This window comes from Pseudoalteromonas sp. CST2, assembly GCF_028599385.1.
GTDB lineage: Bacteria > Pseudomonadota > Gammaproteobacteria > Enterobacterales > Alteromonadaceae > Pseudoalteromonas > Pseudoalteromonas atlantica.
On sequence record NZ_JAQREO010000022.1, the window covers coordinates 12,743 to 32,457 of the forward strand.

Below are 19,715 nucleotides of genomic sequence, written 5' to 3' on the forward strand. Positions count from 1 at the left end.
AACTTACACGAGCAAATTTATGAATTTACACAGCGCACAAGAAATCATCGACGACATTAAAGCCGGTAAAATGGTTATTTTAATGGATGACGAAGACAGAGAAAACGAAGGTGATTTAATCATTGCAGCAGAGCACATTAGCGCCGAAGCAATTAACTTTATGGCCACTCATGGCCGTGGCTTAATTTGTTTAACTATGACGCAAGAGCGATGTGAGCAGCTTGATTTACCGTTAATGGTTAAAAACAATGGCGCAGCGTTTTCTACTAACTTTACTATGTCGATTGAAGCTGCCAAAGGCGTAACAACAGGTATATCAGCAGCCGATAGAGCGCGTACAGTTCAAGCGGCAATTGCAAAAGGCGCCGTACCAAGTGATATCGTACAGCCTGGGCATATTTTTCCTATTATGGCACAACCAGGTGGCGTGTTAACGCGCGCAGGCCATACTGAAGCTGGATGTGATTTAGCACGTTTAGCCGGCCTTGAAGCTTCATCAGTTATTGTAGAAATTCTCAATGCCGATGGTACTATGGCGCGCCGCCCTGATTTAGAAGTATTTGCTAAAGAGCATGGTATTAAAATTGGCACAATTGCAGATTTAATTGAATACCGAAACCTTAACGAAACCACCATAGAGCAAGTGGCTAAGTGTAAATTACCTACTGAGCACGGTGAGTTTGATTTAGTAACCTACAAAGATACGATTGACGGCCAACTGCACTACGTATTGTTAAAAGGCGAAATTAAAGAGCAAGAGCCAACGCTTGTGCGCGTGCACTTACAAAGCACCTTTAACGACATTTTACTTTCAGACAGAAGTGCGGACCGTAGTTGGGGGCTTTCTGATGCAATGGCTTACATTGCAGAAAATAACGGTGCACTGGTTATTTTAGGTAAACAAGAAAGCACCGAAGAGCTAGAGGCCACAGTAAAAGCGTTTGCTGCTGCCGATGCTGGCGAGAATGTTACGCCGCGTAAATTTAAAGGCACATCGCGTACCGTTGGTGTGGGCTCGCAAATACTGGCTGATTTAGGTATTAAGCAAATGCGCTTAATGAGTCGCCCTAAAAAGTACCATGCACTTTCGGGCTTTCATTTAGAAGTGGTTGATTACGTTGAGCCACAATAAGGGCTCAGCTTTTAACTAGTCTATTTTTTTATTTTTATGGTATGATGCGCAGCAATTTTTGCGCAATCGCAACCGCTTGAACATATTTTTAGGGTTATCAAATGAAAATTATTGAAGGTAATAAGTACGCTCCAGGCAAAAAATTCGCTATTGTTATTTCTCGTTTTAACGATTTTATTGGTAGCAGCCTACTAGAAGGTGCTGTTGATGAGCTAAAGCGTACTGGTGGCGTAGCCGATGATGACATTACCGTTGTGTATGTACCCGGTGCAGTAGAGTTACCTTTAGCGGCAAAACGCATTGCGGCAAAAAAAGAGTATGATGCAATCATCGCATTAGGCGTAGTGATCAGAGGTGGTACACCACACTTTGACCTCGTTGCTGGCGAATCTAACAAAGGCCTTGCAAATGTATCGCTTGAGTATGATATCCCGGTTGCATTTGGCGTATTAACCACAGAAAGCATTGAACAAGCAATTGAACGCGCTGGTACCAAAATGGGTAACAAAGGCGGCGAAGCGGCATTAGGCGCGCTTGAAATGGTTAATGTGTTAGATAAAATTTAAGTTTAAGGAATTTTTGTGAAACCAGCAGCAAGACGTAAAGCACGTATCTTAGCACTTCAAGCCGTTTATTCTTGGCAATTAAGTGGCAATTTAATTGCCGATATCGAACAACAAATGTTGATCGAAAACGACGTGACTAAAATTGATGTTGAATACTTTAAAGATTTAGCGCGTGGCGTTGCCGTTAATTATAAGCAACTAGATGAAGCTGTATCTCCGCATTTAACACGTCCATTTGATGATTTAGATATGGTAGAGCGTGCAATTTTACGTTTAAGCGCGTATGAGCTTAAATTCCGTGAAGATGTGCCATACAAAGTAGCAATCAATGAAGGCATTGAGCTTGCTAAAATATTTGGCGCTGAAGACAGCCATAAATTTGTAAACGGTGTACTTGATAAAGCTGTTAAGCATTTACGCAAGTAATACTAACCTTGCTAAAGCGCTCTGCTAAAGAGCTTAGCTTTAACAGTTAGTACACGTTAAAAAGGAGAGCCGGCATAGGTCGGCTTTTTTGTGTATGAAGGAATTTGAATTAATAAACCGCTACTTTAAAGGTCGTGGTATAACTCGTCGTGATGTAAGCCTAGGAATAGGGGACGACTGTGCATTAGTTACCGTTCCGCAAAACTGCCAACTTGCAGTAACAACTGATACGCTTGTATCGGGTGTTCATTTTTTTGATGACATTTCTCCCCGAGCATTAGGACACCGAGCACTGGCCGTCAATCTAAGTGATTTAGCAGCCATGGGGGCTGAGCCTACTTGGGTGTCGGTGGCATTAACCCTACCAAATATTAACCAGCAGTGGATTGAAGAATTTACTGAGGGAATGCACGAAATTGCTGAGTACTTTAATGTACAAATAATTGGTGGCGATACTACCCAGGGCCCTTTAACAGTTACTATATGCGCTAAAGGGACTGTGCCAGAAGGCAAAGCTTTACGCCGTGCAGGTGCTAAAGTGGGCGACTGGGTATGTGTAACCGGCACGCTAGGTGATGCCGGCTTGGCTATTGAATCTCGAAAGCGTGGCCTAAGTATTGAGCCTGAGCACTTAAAGTACATAAATAGCCGCTTTGATTACCCCACTCCACGGGTGGCTGCAGGGCAAGTATTACGTGGCCTTGCTTCATCAGCTATTGATGTGTCTGATGGCCTTATGGCAGATTTAACCCACATACTTGATATGTCACAAGTCAGCGCCAGTATCAATATTGAAAACATCCCAACCTCAGACGCTATGCGTTCAAGCCTGAACTTTGAGGCGCAATTGCCGTATATTTTAGGCTATGGCGATGACTACGAATTACTTTTTACTGTCTCTGAAGATAATAAAAGCATGTTGGAGCTTAAATTACGTCAATACGGCGTAGAAGCAACGTGCATAGGGCAAATAAAAAGTGGCGAAGGGCACATTGAGCTTTTACACCACGGTGAAAAATTTAATTTTGAGCAACAGGGCTTTGAGCACTTTGCCAAGGAGCAGGTTTGACTAGCAAAAAACAGTTTAATTTAAAGCGCCCGCACCAGTTATTTGGCCTAGGGTTTGGCACTGGCCTTGCGCCTGTTGCGCCAGGCACCTTTGGTACATTTGCTGCTTTACCATTTATTTTTATGACCATGTATTTTCCGCTTTGGCTACAAATCGTGTTTGCCGTGGTTATTAGTATTTTTGGTATTTGGGCGTGTGGCAAAACCGCCGATGATTTAGGTGTGCACGACCATCCAGCCATAGTGTGGGATGAAGTTGCGGGTTATTACATTACGATGATTGGCGCAGCGCTTAGTTGGCAAACCTTACTTGTAGGCTTTTTATTATTTAGATTTTTTGATATTGCCAAACCAGGCCCGATCAAAACGCTCGATAAGCGAATGGACGGCGGCGTGGGTATAATGGCTGATGATGTACTTGCCGGTATTTTTTCGCTTATTTGTTTGCAAGCGTTAATAAAAGCAGGTTTACTACCCTTTTAATTTTTGTGTTTTATTTGTTTAACTAGGTGGCAGCGAAATGATGCGATTTTTACTGGTATGTGTACTTATGTTGTGTGCCATGCCAAGTTGGGCTTCTATTACTGATTACGTTGTTAAGCAATGGAATATCAAAGATGGCTTGCCCTCACAATCGCTAAAAAGTGTTGTGCAAGATCAGCAAGGCTATATGTGGGTCGGAACGCAATTTGGTCTTAGTCGCTTTGACGGCACAACGTTCACTAATTACAACACTCAAAATAGTCCTTTTTTGCCAAGCAATGGTATTAATAAACTGCTCATAGATAGTAATGGCTATCTGTGGGTGGGCACTAAAAGTGGCTTGGTGGTCATAAACCCGCAAACGCTTGCCGCACAAGAATTTAATATTAAAGGCCCAGTTAGAGACATATTAGAAGATGCCAAGGGCAGCATTTGGATTGCAGCTAATGGGCTTTATTATGTAGACCGCAACCAAATTGATTTACGTGATAAAGCGAACGAACTCGTTCCTATTGTAAATGCTACTGTGATCACCCAAATAGTGGGGTCGGTTAGTCAAATGGCGCTTTCTCCAGAGGGGATTTGGCTTGTCAACGACCGTCATTTACTACGCTTAACTAAAAGCGCCTCTGATTTTTCAAAACTCAGGTTGGAGTTAACAGCTAAGGTGTCATTGCCTGAGCGGTTAGCACAAACCATTGTTCATGATCTGTCTTTTTTAAATGGTAATTTATATTTAGCCTCTGAACTGGGTGCCTACTTTTTAGATTTAGATGATGAGCTAAGACCTTTCCCACTGCCGAATGCGAATAACTCAGCTGTGTATAAATTTATGAGCGACACCAATGGTGGCTTATGGGTTTCTACTTATGGACGACTGCTTTTTAGAGCTAAGTCGGGTGAGTGGCAATGGGTTGAGCCAAGTCAGCTAGATCAAAGTATTTGGTTTGCCGATATTTACCGCGATAGCCAAAATAATATTTGGCTTGCAAGTTTTAGCGAAGGCTTATGGCTTGCACACGAAGGGCGTATAGAACGCCACTCTGCTTTATCGCAAATGACAGAGGCCGTTATGGCAATCAGCCAAGCGCCCGATGGTAATTTATGGGTGGCAAATAAAAGTGGTATTGGTTATTTCGATTTAAATAAAAACTTTGTCAATAAAATACCCAGTGCGCAATTTGGCCGTGCAACAGTACACGACTTACAATTTGATGGCTCGCGTTTATATATAGCGACCGGACGAGGGCTGTTTTTTTACGAGCAAGATAAACTATACAGTTTTCCTGGCAGAGCCCTGCGCGACAATCCGGTATTCGCTATTAGCCCATCAAGCAAAGGTGGTTTTTGGATAGGTACAGGGCGTGGCTTGTATAGGCTAAGTTATGGGGGGTTAACACCCTTTGCATACAATGCCTTTTTAGGCAGTAAATTTATAACGTATGTGCTCGATAAAGCAAACTTTGGTGTAATAGGGACCAGTAAAGGGGCGTATTACTTTACTGACCGTGGCATTGAAAAAATAGGTGACCAAACTTCGCTCGAAAGTGCATACATCACCAGCGTATTACACATAGATGGTGTAGGTATTTTAATTGGCTCGCTTAATGACGGCTTATTTTACAGAAGCTTACAAGGGCATTGGCGACAGTTAGATGCAGCCAACGGCTTACCCTATGGCTCTATTTTTAGCCTAGAGTATGACGAAACTTATAAGCGTGTATGGGTAAGTACCATGAAAGGTGTTTACCGTATGCCAGTAGCGCAATTTAAATCAGAGGTGTCGAGCTTAAAAGTGGAAGAGGTTATTTCTTCTTTTGATAGGCAGCTCGATGGTAAAGCAAGCCAGTGTTGTAACGGTTTAGGACACGATGCCGTTGCCATGACCGATTATTCAATTTGGTACCCAAGCTTACAAGGCATTGTAGAAATACCTAAAAATACCGAGCTATTTGGCCTAAATGTATTAAAGCCTAAAGTAGAAACACTAACCACACCTCTGCGTGCATTAACTACCGCAGCATTGGGCGAAAAGCCTTTACTAGATACTGATGAGCGCGACATAACATTAAAGTACACCGCCATCGATTATTATGCGCCAAATAGTATTGAGTTTAGATATAAGTTAAGTGGGTTAGATAGTGATTGGCGCTATGCTAATGCACGCCGAGAAGCCATTTATACAAATTTACCGGCGGGGTCATTTTTATTTGAGCTTGAGGCAAAACGCCAAGGCGAAGATTGGGACAGAGCGCAAACTGTCGAGTATGCATTTGTAGTACCGCAGCGCTTTGACGAAACTATTTACTTTAGATTGCTAATTGTTAGTGGGTTTATTTTACTGTTTTACTTTATTTTTTGGGTATTTAGAGCGCAAGAGCGCCGTAAGCAAGAAGTACTCGAAGCGCTGGTTACAGAGCGTACATTAGAGCTGCGCCAAGCTAACGATAAATTAGGCCAAGTAAACTCACAGCTTAAACTAGTTAGTCACTCAGATGAGCTTACAGGGCTACGTAGCCGCCGATTTTTGTTTGATCAGCTCCCTAAAGATATTGAACATTTCCAACGTAATGCGCAGTCTTTACAAGCGCAAGGAAAGTCACTTGTACTGCTTATTATCAACTTTGATAACTTTAGCCGTATAAACGATGCGTATGGCCCAATAGCAGGGGATAGCTGTTTACAACAAATGGCAGCATTACTTAATTCGCGTACCCAAGGCTCTGACTATGTAGCACGCTGGAGTGGAGATGAGTTTTTATTATTGCTGCGCGATTTTAAGTGCAACATGATTGACAGCTATGCCTCTGATTTATGCCAAGCAATCGCATTAAATTCGTTTCAATTACCAAACGGTAAAACAACCAATATTACGGCTTCATTGGGGTGGTCTTTTTACCCACTGCCACTTTTAGGTGGGCAAGTAATAAGCTGGGAGACGTCGATAAACTTAGCCGATATAGCGCTTCATCAGGTTAAAAAACGTGGTGGTGACGGTGTCGCAAATATTACGTTTGATAAACAGTTGGATGCGTTTGAGTTTGAGCAAAATTCGAATGTAGATCAGCAGCTGGGTATTTTACAAAGTAATGGCTTAGCAGATATTAAAGTGTGGATGCGATAATGCCCAACCTACAAAAGTAGGTTAGGCATGGTGAGGGTAACGCTATTTAATTACTGGTTTAGCCACACTGGTAAAATAGCCACTGACTCAGGAGCACTAAATGCCATACTTGCATCGGCACTTATATCTCCCCCTGCGGTACTTAAAATATTATTAAAGCGCATAACTACGTTGTTAGACTTTTCGGCAACATATAAATCGGTTCCGCTATACATAATATCAACAGGGTTTCCTAATAATGTATTGGGCCCGCTAATCGTCGCGCTTATATTGACTAGCCCCGAGGCATTTGCGGTATTATTTAATACATAAATTTTGCCATCGTCAGCAACGGCTGCGCTGCCTACATCAGAAAGTATTAACGCACCACTTAATGAGTCGTAATCTATTCCATGAATATTGGTAGGCCCAGCTAGTGCTTGTGAATTATTGGCAGGTGTAATTAATCTATCTTCTGTACTTATTGTGGTCTCGCCACTTAGTAGCTTATTTTTAACTTGATCAAATACCGCTACAGTGCCATTAGTTAGCGCAACAAAAGCGCGGTCAGTGTTACTGTCGTAATCAACATCCCACGGGCGTGCATTATTGGCAAAAGTTAAGGTCATAAGAGGTGATACGTCGCCGGTGGCACAGCTTGAAAATATAGCAATGCTCGGCGTGGTTTCATTATTTTCAGCCACAAAAATCATTCCACTATCGGAGGCAATATCTAATCCTTTAGGTGAAATAAGGCCTGTATTGCTTCCTGAAATCAGTCTATCTTGGCTGGCGTTAAATGTTTCGCCATCACGGTTATAAGCCACTTTAGTAGAGATGACGATTCCGCCCATTCCTGTACTGGCATTATCGAATGTTGCGTAGCTATTACCTGCTTTATCAAAGCTAACGCTTTCTATCGTTTGGCTTGCATTATAGCTTGCAAGTTCGCTACTTAATGCTGTATTTAAACGGCTAATTTGGCCTGTTGTATCACCCGCAGTGCTTGGATTACTGGATACGGCTACGCCTAATAGCGCCATATTAGGCTCAGTACTATCTGATATATCAGCCATTGAGCTTTGAGTTAGCGTGTTAGTAATTGACTCTGGCTTAGTAGACGCAGTACTTAAATCGGGCGCTATATCGCCACTTTCACCGGCAAATATATTACTAAACACTAAAATTGCATCGTTTGATTTTTCGGCCACACGTAAATCACTACCCTCAAGGGTAATATCTACAGGGTTGCCTAGCATAGTCGCAGGGCCTGAAATACTGCGTGCAACAGATGTATTACCTTGCGCACCTGAGGCATTATTAATAACAAAAAGCGCGCCATCGGTAGCATCTGATGCGCTACCAACATCCGATAAAATAAGTTTATTGGTGGTTTCATCATAAACAATGCCGTGAATATTTACCGATATTTGCACACCATCGGCATCGCTTGGTGTAATAGTACGACTTGGCATAGCGGTAAATTCACCGCTTACAAAATTATCATAAACCGCGACATCACCGTTGGTAAGTGCTACATAAAGTCGGTCGTTTACGTGGTCATAATCAACATCCCACGGGGCGGCTTCGGTAACAGTGGTAGCAAGCGGCGCGGCATCTCCCGCTGCAGCACTGCCAAATGTGGTAATTTGCATGGCACCAAAATCAGCTATAAATATCAGCCCGCTATTTTTTGCGATCGCTATGCCCTTAGGATTAACCAGTGTAGTGGCAGGGCCTGTAATTTCACGGTCTTGATTAGTACTAAAGCTTGCACCATCATCGCGATTGGCAAGTTGGCATATAGTTTTAATGCTACCATTTTCGCTGTCGCTTGCTTGTATTAAATTACCGAGGCTATCAAAGGCTACGCCTTCATTTGCAGTGGTATTAAAGGTTTTTAATTTGGCAGCGTCCTGGTTTATTAAATCAACAGTGCCTGCGTTTTGCTCGCCGTTATTAGCTAAAATAAACGTGGCTGCACTAAAGCCGGGGTTACCGTTTGTGCCATCGCTTCCATCTTGACCATCTGCTCCCGGCGTACCGGCTAAACCGTTTTCTCCATCATCACCGCTACACCCTGAAATACCAAGTACTATCCCAAGCGCTAATGCTGAAAAACAAAGGGGGCGTTTAAGTGAACTGTTTTGTGTATGAAAGTGAGTTAAATTAGCTTTTTTCATCATTTTTACCTTTTAATATTCCATCAAATGAAAGTAAATAACGTGCCTGTTTATACTCCTCAGTACGTACTATTTACTGTGTTAACCTCATAGGGATAACGCGTAGAAATACACATTGGATGCAAAAATTTAAAAAATAAAAAACAAAAAAGGAGCCATCAGGCTCCCTTTAAAAACTAGCTAGCAAAAATAATTAAGCGATAAACGATTTTATTGAATTTAAAATGCCTTGTTCGCCTAAGCCCATTTCATCGTGCATTTGCGCTTGTGTGCCGTGCTTAATAAATTCATCAGGAATACCTAAGTTAAGCACCTTTAGGTTGGCTTTTTGCGCTGCTAAATATTCATTAACCGCTGAGCCTGCGCCACCACAAATAGCGTTGTCTTCAAGCGTTACTATTACATCATGAGTTTGGCTAAGCTCATCTAATAAACTTGTATCAAGTGGCTTAATAAAGCGCATATTAACTAGCGTTGCACCTAGCTCATTTGCAGCAATTTGCGCGTTTTCAAGCAAAGTACCAAAGGATAAAATAGCAATTTTAGCGCCTTGTTTAATGGTATTGGCTTTGCCTATTTCTAGTAGCGTCATTTCGCTTTGAATATCGGCAGTACCGGCACTACCACGAGGGTAGCGAACTGCTACAGGGCAATTAGCCTTATAACCGGTATAAAGCATATGGCGGCACTCGTTAGTATCACTTGGGGCCATAATAACCATGTTGGGAATACAGCGCATAAAGCTTAAGTCGTAAGCACCTTGGTGTGTTTCGCCGTCGGCGCCTACAATACCAGCGCGGTCTATAGCAAAAAGCACAGGTAAGTTTTGCAGTGCAACATCATGGATAAGTTGATCATACGCACGTTGTAAAAAGCTCGAGTAAATAGCTACAACGGGTTTTAACCCTTCACAGGCAAAACCGGCGGCCAATGTGACAGCGTGCTGCTCAGCTATAGCTACATCGAAATACTGCTCTGGGTGTTCTTTTGAAAAACGCACCATACCTGAGCCTTCACGCATTGCCGGGGTAATAGCCATTAATTTTTTATCTTGCTCGGCCATATCACACAACCAGTCACCAAACACCTTAGAGAAAGTGGCGGCGCCAGGTTTAGATTTAGGTAAGCTTGATGTATTAGGGTCAAACTTTGGCACACCGTGATAGCCAATAGGATCAGCTTCTGCGGGTTTATAGCCTTTTCCTTTTTGAGTTTTTATATGTAAAAGCTGAGGCCCTTTTAAATTACGCATATTACGCAGTGTATCTACGAGCATATTTACATCGTGGCCATCAATTGGGCCAATGTAATTAAGACCGAGTTCTTCAAAAAAGGTACCTGGAATAACCATTCCTTTTAGGTGCTCTTCTACTTTACTGGCAAGTTCTTTAACAGGAGGCACGCCAGAGAGTAACTTCTTACTGCCTTCGCGAATGTTTGTGTAAAAGCTGCCAGATAAAATACGCGCAAAGTGATTAGTTAACGCTCCGACGTTTTCAGAAATCGACATTTCGTTATCATTTAAAATGATTAACATGTCAGATTTTACATCGCCTAAGTGGTTCATGGCTTCAAATGCCATACCTGCTGTAATGGCACCATCGCCTATAACGGCAACAGTTTTGCGGCCTTTGCCTTCTTTTTGAGCCGCAATAGACATACCAAGTGCTGCCGAAATAGAGGTACTTGAATGGCCTACGCTAAAGGTATCGTATTGGCTTTCTTCACGAAAAGGGAATGGATGTAATCCGTCTTTTTGACGAATTGTATGCATTAAATCGCGTCGTCCCGTTAAAATTTTATGCGGGTACGCTTGATGGCCTACATCCCATACAAGGCGATCTTCTGGTGTGTTATACACATAATGTAGAGCAACGGTAAGCTCAACAGTTCCTAAACCAGACGCTAAATGGCCGCTACTTTGCGAAACAGAGTTGAGTAAATAGTCTCGTAACTCGTTGCTAAACGCAGGGAGTTTATCTTGCGCTATATCGCGTAAGTGGGCTGGTTCGTCAACCAAGTTAAGTAATGGATACTTGCTACTATCAAGTGTCATGGTATTTATTTTATCCTTCGCTAACACCGGTGCTAACTTATTAGTTGTTACCGCTGTTGAGTAATAATGTCAGTGCTAAATGGCAATACGTATATGTAACACTCAATGGTCACGTTTAATCAGGTAGTTTGCCAGCGCCGCTAGAACAGAGGTATCAGCATCTATTTTGTTTAATGCTTGATGCGCTTGCTCTATTAAATTTTGCGCCATTTGCTTGGCACCTTGCATACCTAATAGGGCCGGATAAGTTGCTTTATTAGCAGCTAAATCAGAGCCTTGTGGCTTACCTAAAGTAAATGTGTCACCTTCAACATCTAAAATGTCGTCGTGCACTTGAAATGCCAGCCCTATAGCATACCCAAAAACACGTAAGTTTTCTAAGGTTTGTTTGTCTGCTTTTTCGCTACATAATGCACCCAATGTAATGGCACAGTTGATTAAGGCACCCGTTTTTAATTTATGAATTCGTTCAAGCTGTTGTACTGTAATCACTTTATCTGTGGCTGCAATATCTAGCCCTTGCCCGCCTACCATGCCTTCAAGCCCCGATGCTTTAGCCAGTGCGCTGATCATTTTTACTTGTGTTGATGCGCTGCAGGTAAAATTGTGAGCCGAGATAAGCTCAAAGGCTAATGTTTGTAGTGCATCGCCCGCTAAAATTGCATGCGCATCGTCAAACTCTATATGGCAAGTTGGGCGTCCACGGCGAAGGTCGTCATCATCCATGGCTGGTAAATCATCGTGCACCAACGAGTAGCTATGAATACACTCAATAGCAGCAGCAAGAATATCTAAATCTTGCTTATTAGCTCCGAGCATTTCACCACTTGCGTAGACTAAAAAGGGGCGTAAACGCTTGCCACCGTTAAATAAGCCGTACTGCGTAGCTTCTTTTACTGTGTGTGCGGTATCAAGGGGGTGATCAAAGTACTGTTGCAGGGTCTTTACGACATCTTGTTGAGCACATTCTATTTTTTCTTGTATGCTCACGGTTATTCCATATCGTTGTTAAATGAAGTAAGCGCTGCTTTTTCGTCATTGCCCATTAAAATAGACACTTTTTGTTCTGCTTGTTGTAACTTACCCGTTGAGGCGTTAGCTAAGGCTATACCACGCTCAAATTGCTTTAACGACTGCTCAAGCGATAAATCACCTTGTTCCATTTCACCGACAATGGTTGATAATTCTTCGAGTGCTTGTTCAAAACTTAGGTTTTCAGGTTTTTTAGTCGCCATGTTTAATTTCAGCCAGCATGATAAATTTAGGAGCCAATTTTAGGGGGAATGCTAAACTAGGTCAAAGGATGATCGTTGTTTTTTGAGTTATATCAGTTTAAATCGTATTTTTTCCATGTATAAGATGCGTATTAGTGCTCACTGTGTACAATAAAATTAATCAGTCGCTAGGCGAGTAGGGTATCTTGATCTAAAATTAGGCCAAACACGGTGTTTTACACTTTTTTCAAAAATGGCTTAAGTATTTCAGTATCTTGCCGATAAGCAGTTAATAATAAAAGTTTGAATAACAAAGTATAATACTTTGGAGGAAATGTGGATTTAGCAACCATAATTGGGATCCTTGGCGCAATTGGTTTAATTGTCATGTCCATGTTTATGAGTAGTAGCGGTGAAATGGGGATGTTTGCCGACGCGCCTTCTAGTGTAATTGTATTTGGTGGCTCACTATTTATTGTGTTATCAAACTTTACCTTGTCGCAGTTTTTGGGCATAGGTAAGGTTGTTGGTAAAGCATTTATGTTTAAAATCGAATCGCCAGAAGAGCTGATTGAAAAAGCAGTTGAACTTGCTGATTCAGCCCGTAAAGGGGGGTTTTTAGCCCTCGAAGAAGCCGAAATACCAAACCCTTTTATGCGCAAGGGTGTAGATATGCTCGTTGATGGCCACGATGCTGATGTAGTTCGTGCCACGCTTCAAAAAGACATTTCTTTAACCACAACTCGCCACGAACTGGGCGCCGGTTTATTTAAGTCACTTGCCGATATAGCCCCTGCAATGGGTATGATAGGAACGTTAATAGGCTTAGTTGCTATGTTATCTAACATGGATGACCCTAAAGCCATTGGCCCCGCAATGGCGGTGGCATTATTAACTACTTTATATGGTGCATTTTTAGCAAATGTAGTGGCTATTCCCATTCAGGTAAAACTGGAGCTTCGCAAAGACGAAGAAGCCATGAATCAGCGTCTAATACTGGATGCTATTTTAGGTATTCAAGATGGCCAAAACCCGAAAGTAATTGAAGGTATTTTGAAAAACTACCTTGCTGAGTCTAAGCGCAAAGTAGATACCGAGGAGTAACCATGTCTGATCAAGAGTGCAAATGCCCACCCCCAGGTTTGCCTGCTTGGATGGGAACATTTGCCGACTTAATGTCGCTTTTAATGTGCTTTTTTGTACTTTTGCTCGCGTTTTCAGAAATGGATGTACTTAAATTTAAGCAAATAGCAGGCTCGATGAAGTTTGCATTTGGTGTGCAAAACAAAATAGAAGTAAAAGATATCCCTAAAGGGACCTCGGTTATTGCTATGGAATTTACCCCAGGTAAGCCTGAACCTACCCCGATAGAAACCATTCAGCAACAAACCGTTGAAATGACCCAGCAAATGTTAGAGTTTCAAGCGGGTGATGAAAGCTCTGCTGGTGGTAGACAAGAGCAACGTGGCGATAAACGTGGTGGCGAGTCACGTAGTACATCGCAGCAGCAATCTTCAGAGCAAGCAACTTCAGCCGCCGATCAAGAACAAACTAACGAGTTAGTGAAAAAAATAGCACAACAGCTCGAAAAACAAATTATCGACGGTGCAATCGAGCTTGAATCTTTAGGGCAGCAAATCATTATTCGTATCCGTGAAAATGGCTCATTCCCCTCTGGCAGTGCTTTTTTACAACCTAAGTTTAAGCCCATAATTCAAGATATTGGTGAGTTATTAAAAGATGTACCTGGTGAAATTACGGTATCGGGTCACACCGATGATTTTCAGGTTTCTAACGAGTTATATATTAATAACTGGGACTTATCGTCAAAGCGTGCTGTAGCAGTAGCAAGCGAATTACAAACGGTACAAGGGTTTGATAAAAACCGTATGATGGTAGTAGGGCGTGCTGATACTCGTCCACTTGTTCCGAATGATTCAAACGAAGATAGGCGTAGAAATCGCCGAGTAGAAATATCAATCTTACAAGGTAAGGCTAAAGAGTCAGACCCTATTGATGTGCGCTAGGCGAGTAGCGGGCGCTAATTTTTCTAATTAAGTTTCTTTTTAAGGTACTTAATAACCTAAGTATCTTGGCAAGCTCATTATTTTAGCTTAAAGTACATTTCTTTAACATATGTAATGGTGTTTCTGTGAAAATAATCGATAAATATTGCTATATGCCGGGAAATGGTTCTGGTGGTGACGATGATAAGACTAATGATTAACTATGTTTAGATGGTTCAATGAGTTATATGCATTTATTGAGCTCAGCTGGGTTTTGTTTTTACTTCCAGCTATAGTTATTTTTTTTCTACGAAAAGATTATTTAGCACTCAGGTTTGTTTGTATCACGAGTGCTTTTTTCTTATTTGGTGCTTTTATATATGAGCCTTTAAAAACGTTTGATAAAGATATTAACATTTACAGGTACGTCATTTGGGCTTTTAATGATATTGCTTGGATGGCATTAATTGCTTATCTAGGCTTAAAAGATAAAGTTTATTTATGGCAATGTGTATTAGGGCAACTTGTGGTTGTAATGGCCCCAACTTTACAGTTGTTCAGAGTTGTAGATCGCCATTTATGGGATTTATCTTATAGTACTTTAATGTATAAAACTCTTTTACCTCTGATTAATATTTCTACTGTAGTAGTATGTTACCTCCCTCTTATTTATATTTTAGTTAAAAACAAAGAAGACCAGATTAGTAGTAAATATAAAACTCCCTCCCCCTAAAATAGCTGTGCTAAACTACTGTTCATATAAACAGTTAGTGAGCAACTCCCATGAAACTCTATATCGCAGAAAAGCCATCACTTGGCAGAGCTATTGCTGATGCATTGCCAAAACCACATAAAAAACACGATGGTTATATAGAAGTGGCTAATGGTGACTGTGTCTCGTGGTGTATAGGGCACTTACTTGAGCAAGCTGAACCTGATGATTATGATGCGCGTTTTAAAAAGTGGCAATTTGAACACCTTCCCATAGTGCCACAGCAATGGCAGCTCAAGGCAAAAACGAAAACGCGTAAGCAATTAACTATTCTAAAAAAGCTAATTAAGCAGGCATCAGTACTCGTGCATGCGGGCGATCCCGATCGCGAAGGCCAATTGTTGGTTGATGAAGTCATAGAGCAAGCCAAAATAAGTAAAACCAAAAAGCAAAGCATTCAGCGTTTACTTATAAGTGATTTAAATTTAGCGGCGGTAAAAAAAGCGCTTACGACTATGCGTTCAAATCGTGAATTTATTCCGCTTAGTGTGTCGGCGCTTGCGCGTTCACGTGCAGATTGGCTATTTGGTATGAACCTTACGCGTGCTTATACGCTGGCGGGACAAAAAGCAGGCTTTGGCAATGTGTTGTCGGTGGGTCGCGTACAAACCCCAATTTTAGGTTTAGTGGTTAACCGGGATAACGAAATAGCTAACTTTGTGTCAAAACCATTTTATGAAGTGTTGGCGCATTTAATAACTCCTGAGCAGCAAAGCTTTGTGGCCAAGTGGGTACCAAGCAAAGCCTGCGAGCCGTACCAAGATGAAGAGGGCCGCGTTTTAAATAATGCATTAGCCGAAAACGTCGCCTCGCGAATAGCGAATCAACCAGGCGAGGTTACAGCACTTGAACAAAAACAAAAAAAACAAAGCGCGCCGCTGCCTTATAATTTATCGGCACTGCAAATAGATGCTGCAAAGGCATTTGGTATGGCAGCCCAGCAAGTACTTGATATTTGCCAAACGCTCTATGAGCGTCATAAGTTAATTACTTACCCTCGTTCTGATAATCGTTATTTGCCTAAAGAGCATCATTTAGATGCGCCTGCAATTTTAAAAGCAATTGCAGCTAATGGCGGTCAAAACACTGAGTTTGTGAATGGGGCAGACGCTAAAAAACGCAGCAAATGTTTTAACGATGCAAAAGTGGCTGCACACCATGCAATTGTACCTACCGCTAAACAACTAAAAACAGCGACTTTGGCGGCTGATGAAGCAAAAGTATATCAACTTATTAGCAGGCATTACCTAATTCAGTTTTACCCCGATTATATTTATAACGAAACTAAAGTAGAGGTAACAATTGCGGGAGGTTTATTTAAAGCCAATGCAAAGCAAGATGTAAGCTTAGGATTTAAGGTATTAATGGGCAAAGCCGAGCTAAAAGATGAAGCAACCTTGCCTCATTTAACAAAAGGCATGGCGCTTAACTGCACTAAAGGTGAAGTGGTAGAAAAACACACTACGCCACCGTCTCATTTTACTGATGCAACATTGCTAAGTGCCATGACCGGCATTAGTCGTTATGTAAAAGATTCACAAATTAAAAAAATACTCAAAGAGACCGATGGGTTAGGAACAGAGGCAACCCGCGCAGGCATTATTGAATTATTATTTAGGCGTCGTTTTTTAAAGCGCGAAGGTAAATCAATTAAAGCTACGCAAACAGGCTTGGCACTTATTAGTGTTTTACCAGAGGGTTTAGCTAGCCCCGATTTGACCGCTAAATGGGAGGCGAGTTTAGGCAACATTGCTCAACAAACAATGAGCTACCAACAATTTTTACAACCACTGCTGGTGGAGCTTGAAGGTTTTGTACAGCAAGCAGCTAGTTGTGATAGCCATGTATTTTCAAAGCTACCTAAAACACCACCTAAAAAGCGCTTTGCTAAGGGTGGTAAAAAAGCAGCATTTAAAAAATCAAATTATAAAAAGAGCTCAGCAACCACTTAATCGCTGAGCTCTCAAATACGGCTTATTTTTTATTAAATAATGCGACTGCAGCGTTACTCATGGCTTTTATACCGGTCGGTAATGCTACTTTATAATCTGGTGCAAATTTACTTGAGTGTAATGAAGGAAGTGTTTGGTTACTTTTCATCGCATTTGAATATTGCTGCTGGTTTACTCCACCTAACCAAAATAACGTAATAGGAATGTTTTCATCAGTTCTACCGTACAGTCCAAAATCTTCACCAGCCATAACCGCTTCTGTCTCAAGTACATTAGTTTCGCCAATTGCATCAGCAATAGCACTCCTAACAATGTTAGTTTGCTGAGGGTTATTGTAAGTAGATGGAATAGATTCATCTTCATGAACGTGAACAACAGGGTAGTGTGACTTAGTAAGGCCAGCACTTTGAGCAATACCCGCTGTAATACGTTTTATTGCTGCTATTTGCGCCGTACGTACCTCTGGGTTGTAGCTTCTAAGCGTAAGCTGTAGTTTTACTTCATCGGAAATCACATTATGCTTTGAGCCACCATGAATAGATCCCACAGTCACAACAGAAGGCTCAAGTGGAGAAAGCTCGCGGCTTGTGATTGTTTGTAATGCTAATACCGTACGCGCCGCAATAACAACAGGGTCTACGGTTGTGTGCGGGTAGGCGCCGTGTCCGCCTTTACCTTTTATAGTTATATCTACCGAATCAACACTTGCCATGGTGTATTCATTTTTCATTGATACCTTACCCGCAGGCACGCTGGCACTAACATGCAGCGCAATAACATGATCAGGCTTAGCATATTTACTAAATAAGCCTTCACTTAACATGGCTTTTGCTCCACCGCCAACTTCTTCTGCAGGTTGAGCAACCATCATTAACGTTCCTTGCCACTTATCTTTATGGGCAATAAGTTGCTCAGCAGTACCAATAAACGAGCTCATATGTATATCGTGGCCACAACCATGCATTACACCTACTTTATTCCCATGCTCATTGGTCACTTGTACTATAGATGCATAAGGTTTACCGGTTTGCTCTGTGATTGGTAGGCCATCGGTATCAGTACGAATCATTATTGTAGGGCCGGTGCCATTTTTATAAATTCCTACCACACCGTAGCCGCCCACATTATCTGTTACGTCAAACCCAAGGTTTGTTAATTGCGATGCTATTTTTTGGCCAGTTTCTTGTTCGTGATATGAAAGCTCTGGAGATTGATGTAAGTCGAGGTAAAACTTTTCAATAGCTGGCATACTCTTAGTTAAATCTAAGTTTAGTGACTTAGCGTAAGTAAGTGGGCTTGCTATCATAAATGCTGCAGCTAGATAGGTGATTTTCATGTTTTCCCTCATTATTTGAAAGTATTTAATACTTGTATTTATTATGTTCGTCTCCATATAAAAACCTAAATAAATGAATATGGCAATTAATTCAATGAGCAACATAGTTAGTATCAACGCACAAAACCTTCAGCAAGTACTCGGTGAAACATCACAACAAAAGTTGGTGCTGCTTAACTTCCACTCGCCACAAAGTCCTGAGTGTATTAGCCAAATCGGTATATTAGAAAATTTAGCTACGCAATATAAAGATCATATTGTAGTGGCTAATCTTGATTGTGACGCAGAACAAGCACTCGCCTCGCAATTAGCGCAGCAGGTTGGCTTGCAAACATTACCTACACTTGTGTTGTTAAAAGATTCAGCTCCAGTAGATTTATTAGCGGGTGCACAAACAGACGCGCAAATTCGCGAAGCCCTGAGTAAGCATTTACCAGCGCAGCAGGACCTACTTCTTGAACAAGCAAAACAAGCATTATTAAAGTCGGACCTAAATGCTGCATTTAATTACGCAAAGCAAGCGTATGAAATAGACAGTGCAAACGCACGTATAAAGCTTGTGTTAGCCGATATATGCATTCAAATACACAAGTTAGATGATGCTCAAGCACTCATTGATACCATTGACGCCCAAGAGCAAGATGCTTATTTTCATAATATAAAAGCTAAATGCGAAGCGGCGCTAGAAGCTACCGACTCACCAGAGATAAAAGAAAAGCAATCTCAAGTAGAAAAGTACCCAAATGACTTAGACCTGAAAATAGAGCTAAGCCAATTGCTAAATGATGCAGGACGAAAAGAAGAAGCACTCGAAACACTCTTCAGCGTACTTAAAAAGGATCTTAACTTTAATGACGCTAAAGCAAGCTTTTTAGCAATTATCGCTTCTCTACCAGATGGAGATGCACTTGCAGCAAAATACAGAAGAAAGCTTTATAGTATTTTGTATTAATATGCGCAGTTAATAAATTAACTTAAAAGCACCTTATAGGTGCTTTTTGCGTTTTATACATCGTTATATTTAAAACAAACTGGGCTTTGCATATAGGTTTAGTTTGTTTTTTGTACTGCTTTTGGCTCTTTAGAGTGAAAAATGCACGAAAGAGCTTTTATTTATAGTTTTTATTAAAAAACGCTTGCGTAAAAATCCGTTCTCCCTATAATGCGACCCCACTGAGACGGCAGAGCAGGCAACGCTTAGCGAGGCAAGCAAACCACTTAGTGAGTCGAGTAAAACTTAGTTTTAAAAACTTTCAAGTTTAACAAAGTTAAGTGTTGACAAAAAAATAGAAAAGCGTAAGATGCGCAGCCCTAGCGAGATAAAGTTTAACGCTTTAATCGCAACGTTCTTTAACAATATAAAGCAATCATCTGTGTGGGCACTCGTACAGATTGAGTTCTAACAGCCAAGCTTAGTT

The 19,715-nt window shown here is 41.4% G+C and carries 16 protein-coding genes; 11 read left to right on the forward strand and 5 right to left on the reverse strand.

The window, feature by feature from the left end:
* The first annotated feature begins 19 nt into the window (after positions 1-19).
* The 6 genes from ribBA to PSH41_RS19305 all read left to right on the forward strand — a co-directional run bounded on the left by ribBA (position 20) and on the right by PSH41_RS19305 (position 6,799).
* Positions 20-1,132 carry a bifunctional 3,4-dihydroxy-2-butanone-4-phosphate synthase/GTP cyclohydrolase II gene (ribBA, locus tag PSH41_RS19280; protein WP_055254705.1) on the forward strand — a complete coding sequence of 371 codons (1,113 nt, stop codon included), beginning with the start codon at positions 20-22 and terminating at the stop codon, positions 1,130-1,132.
* A 101-nt stretch (positions 1,133-1,233) separates the two neighbouring features.
* Positions 1,234-1,698 (forward strand): 6,7-dimethyl-8-ribityllumazine synthase, encoded by a 465-nt coding sequence (gene ribH / locus PSH41_RS19285; RefSeq protein WP_004586865.1) that lies wholly within the window; start codon positions 1,234-1,236, stop codon positions 1,696-1,698.
* 15 nt (positions 1,699-1,713) lie between these two features.
* Positions 1,714-2,124 (forward strand): transcription antitermination factor NusB, encoded by a 411-nt coding sequence (gene nusB / locus PSH41_RS19290; RefSeq protein WP_004586866.1) that lies wholly within the window; start codon positions 1,714-1,716, stop codon positions 2,122-2,124.
* Positions 2,125-2,218: 94 nt separating this feature from the next.
* A complete protein-coding gene (thiL, locus tag PSH41_RS19295) occupies positions 2,219-3,193 on the forward strand; it encodes a thiamine-phosphate kinase (protein ID WP_004586867.1) in 975 nt (324 codons plus the stop codon).
* Entirely contained in the window at positions 3,190-3,675 is a 486-nt protein-coding gene (locus PSH41_RS19300; RefSeq protein ID WP_024031690.1) for a phosphatidylglycerophosphatase A family protein, read from the forward strand. Before thiL ends, PSH41_RS19300 begins: the two co-directional genes overlap by 4 nt.
* Before the next feature lie 37 nt (positions 3,676-3,712).
* Complete coding sequence (locus tag PSH41_RS19305; RefSeq protein WP_273590003.1) at positions 3,713-6,799, forward strand: ligand-binding sensor domain-containing diguanylate cyclase; 3,087 nt, start codon at positions 3,713-3,715, stop codon at positions 6,797-6,799.
* 50 nt (positions 6,800-6,849) lie between these two features.
* Here the strand turns inward: PSH41_RS19305 and PSH41_RS19310 are convergent, their stop codons facing one another.
* The 4 genes from PSH41_RS19310 to PSH41_RS19325 form a co-directional block, all read right to left on the reverse strand.
* Positions 6,850-8,961: a hypothetical protein gene (locus tag PSH41_RS19310; protein ID WP_273590008.1), complete on the reverse strand. Its 2,112-nt coding sequence runs from the start codon at positions 8,959-8,961 to the stop codon at positions 6,850-6,852.
* 193 nt (positions 8,962-9,154) lie between these two features.
* Positions 9,155-11,017, reverse strand: coding sequence for a 1-deoxy-D-xylulose-5-phosphate synthase (gene dxs / locus PSH41_RS19315; protein WP_273590004.1), 1,863 nt, complete (start codon positions 11,015-11,017; stop codon positions 9,155-9,157).
* A gap of 102 nt (positions 11,018-11,119) precedes the next feature.
* The gene (gene ispA / locus PSH41_RS19320) at positions 11,120-12,007 is read right to left on the reverse strand and encodes a (2E,6E)-farnesyl diphosphate synthase (protein WP_273590005.1); all 888 of its coding nucleotides are present in this window, start codon (positions 12,005-12,007) and stop codon (positions 11,120-11,122) included.
* A gap of 2 nt (positions 12,008-12,009) precedes the next feature.
* On the reverse strand, positions 12,010-12,252 hold the full coding sequence (locus tag PSH41_RS19325; RefSeq protein ID WP_004586873.1) for an exodeoxyribonuclease VII small subunit: 243 nt from the start codon (positions 12,250-12,252) through the stop codon (positions 12,010-12,012).
* A 315-nt stretch (positions 12,253-12,567) separates the two neighbouring features.
* On the opposite strand from PSH41_RS19325, the gene pomA reads away from it, so the two are divergent.
* From pomA to PSH41_RS19345, 4 genes are all read left to right on the forward strand, one after another.
* Entirely contained in the window at positions 12,568-13,335 is a 768-nt protein-coding gene (gene pomA / locus PSH41_RS19330; protein WP_004586874.1) for a flagellar motor protein PomA, read from the forward strand.
* A 2-nt stretch (positions 13,336-13,337) separates the two neighbouring features.
* Positions 13,338-14,258, forward strand: coding sequence for a flagellar motor protein MotB (locus PSH41_RS19335; protein ID WP_004586875.1), 921 nt, complete (start codon positions 13,338-13,340; stop codon positions 14,256-14,258).
* 202 nt (positions 14,259-14,460) lie between these two features.
* The gene (locus PSH41_RS19340; RefSeq protein ID WP_096042163.1) at positions 14,461-14,970 is read left to right on the forward strand and encodes a hypothetical protein; all 510 of its coding nucleotides are present in this window, start codon (positions 14,461-14,463) and stop codon (positions 14,968-14,970) included.
* A gap of 50 nt (positions 14,971-15,020) precedes the next feature.
* The gene (locus PSH41_RS19345; protein ID WP_273590006.1) at positions 15,021-16,961 is read left to right on the forward strand and encodes a DNA topoisomerase III; all 1,941 of its coding nucleotides are present in this window, start codon (positions 15,021-15,023) and stop codon (positions 16,959-16,961) included.
* A 22-nt stretch (positions 16,962-16,983) separates the two neighbouring features.
* Here the strand turns inward: PSH41_RS19345 and PSH41_RS19350 are convergent, their stop codons facing one another.
* Positions 16,984-18,297 carry a M20 metallopeptidase family protein gene (locus tag PSH41_RS19350; protein ID WP_273590007.1) on the reverse strand — a complete coding sequence of 438 codons (1,314 nt, stop codon included), beginning with the start codon at positions 18,295-18,297 and terminating at the stop codon, positions 16,984-16,986.
* Between the two features lie 94 nt (positions 18,298-18,391).
* On the opposite strand from PSH41_RS19350, the gene PSH41_RS19355 reads away from it, so the two are divergent.
* A complete protein-coding gene (locus tag PSH41_RS19355) occupies positions 18,392-19,249 on the forward strand; it encodes a tetratricopeptide repeat protein (RefSeq protein WP_024031324.1) in 858 nt (285 codons plus the stop codon).
* The last annotated feature ends 466 nt before the right edge of the window (positions 19,250-19,715 follow it).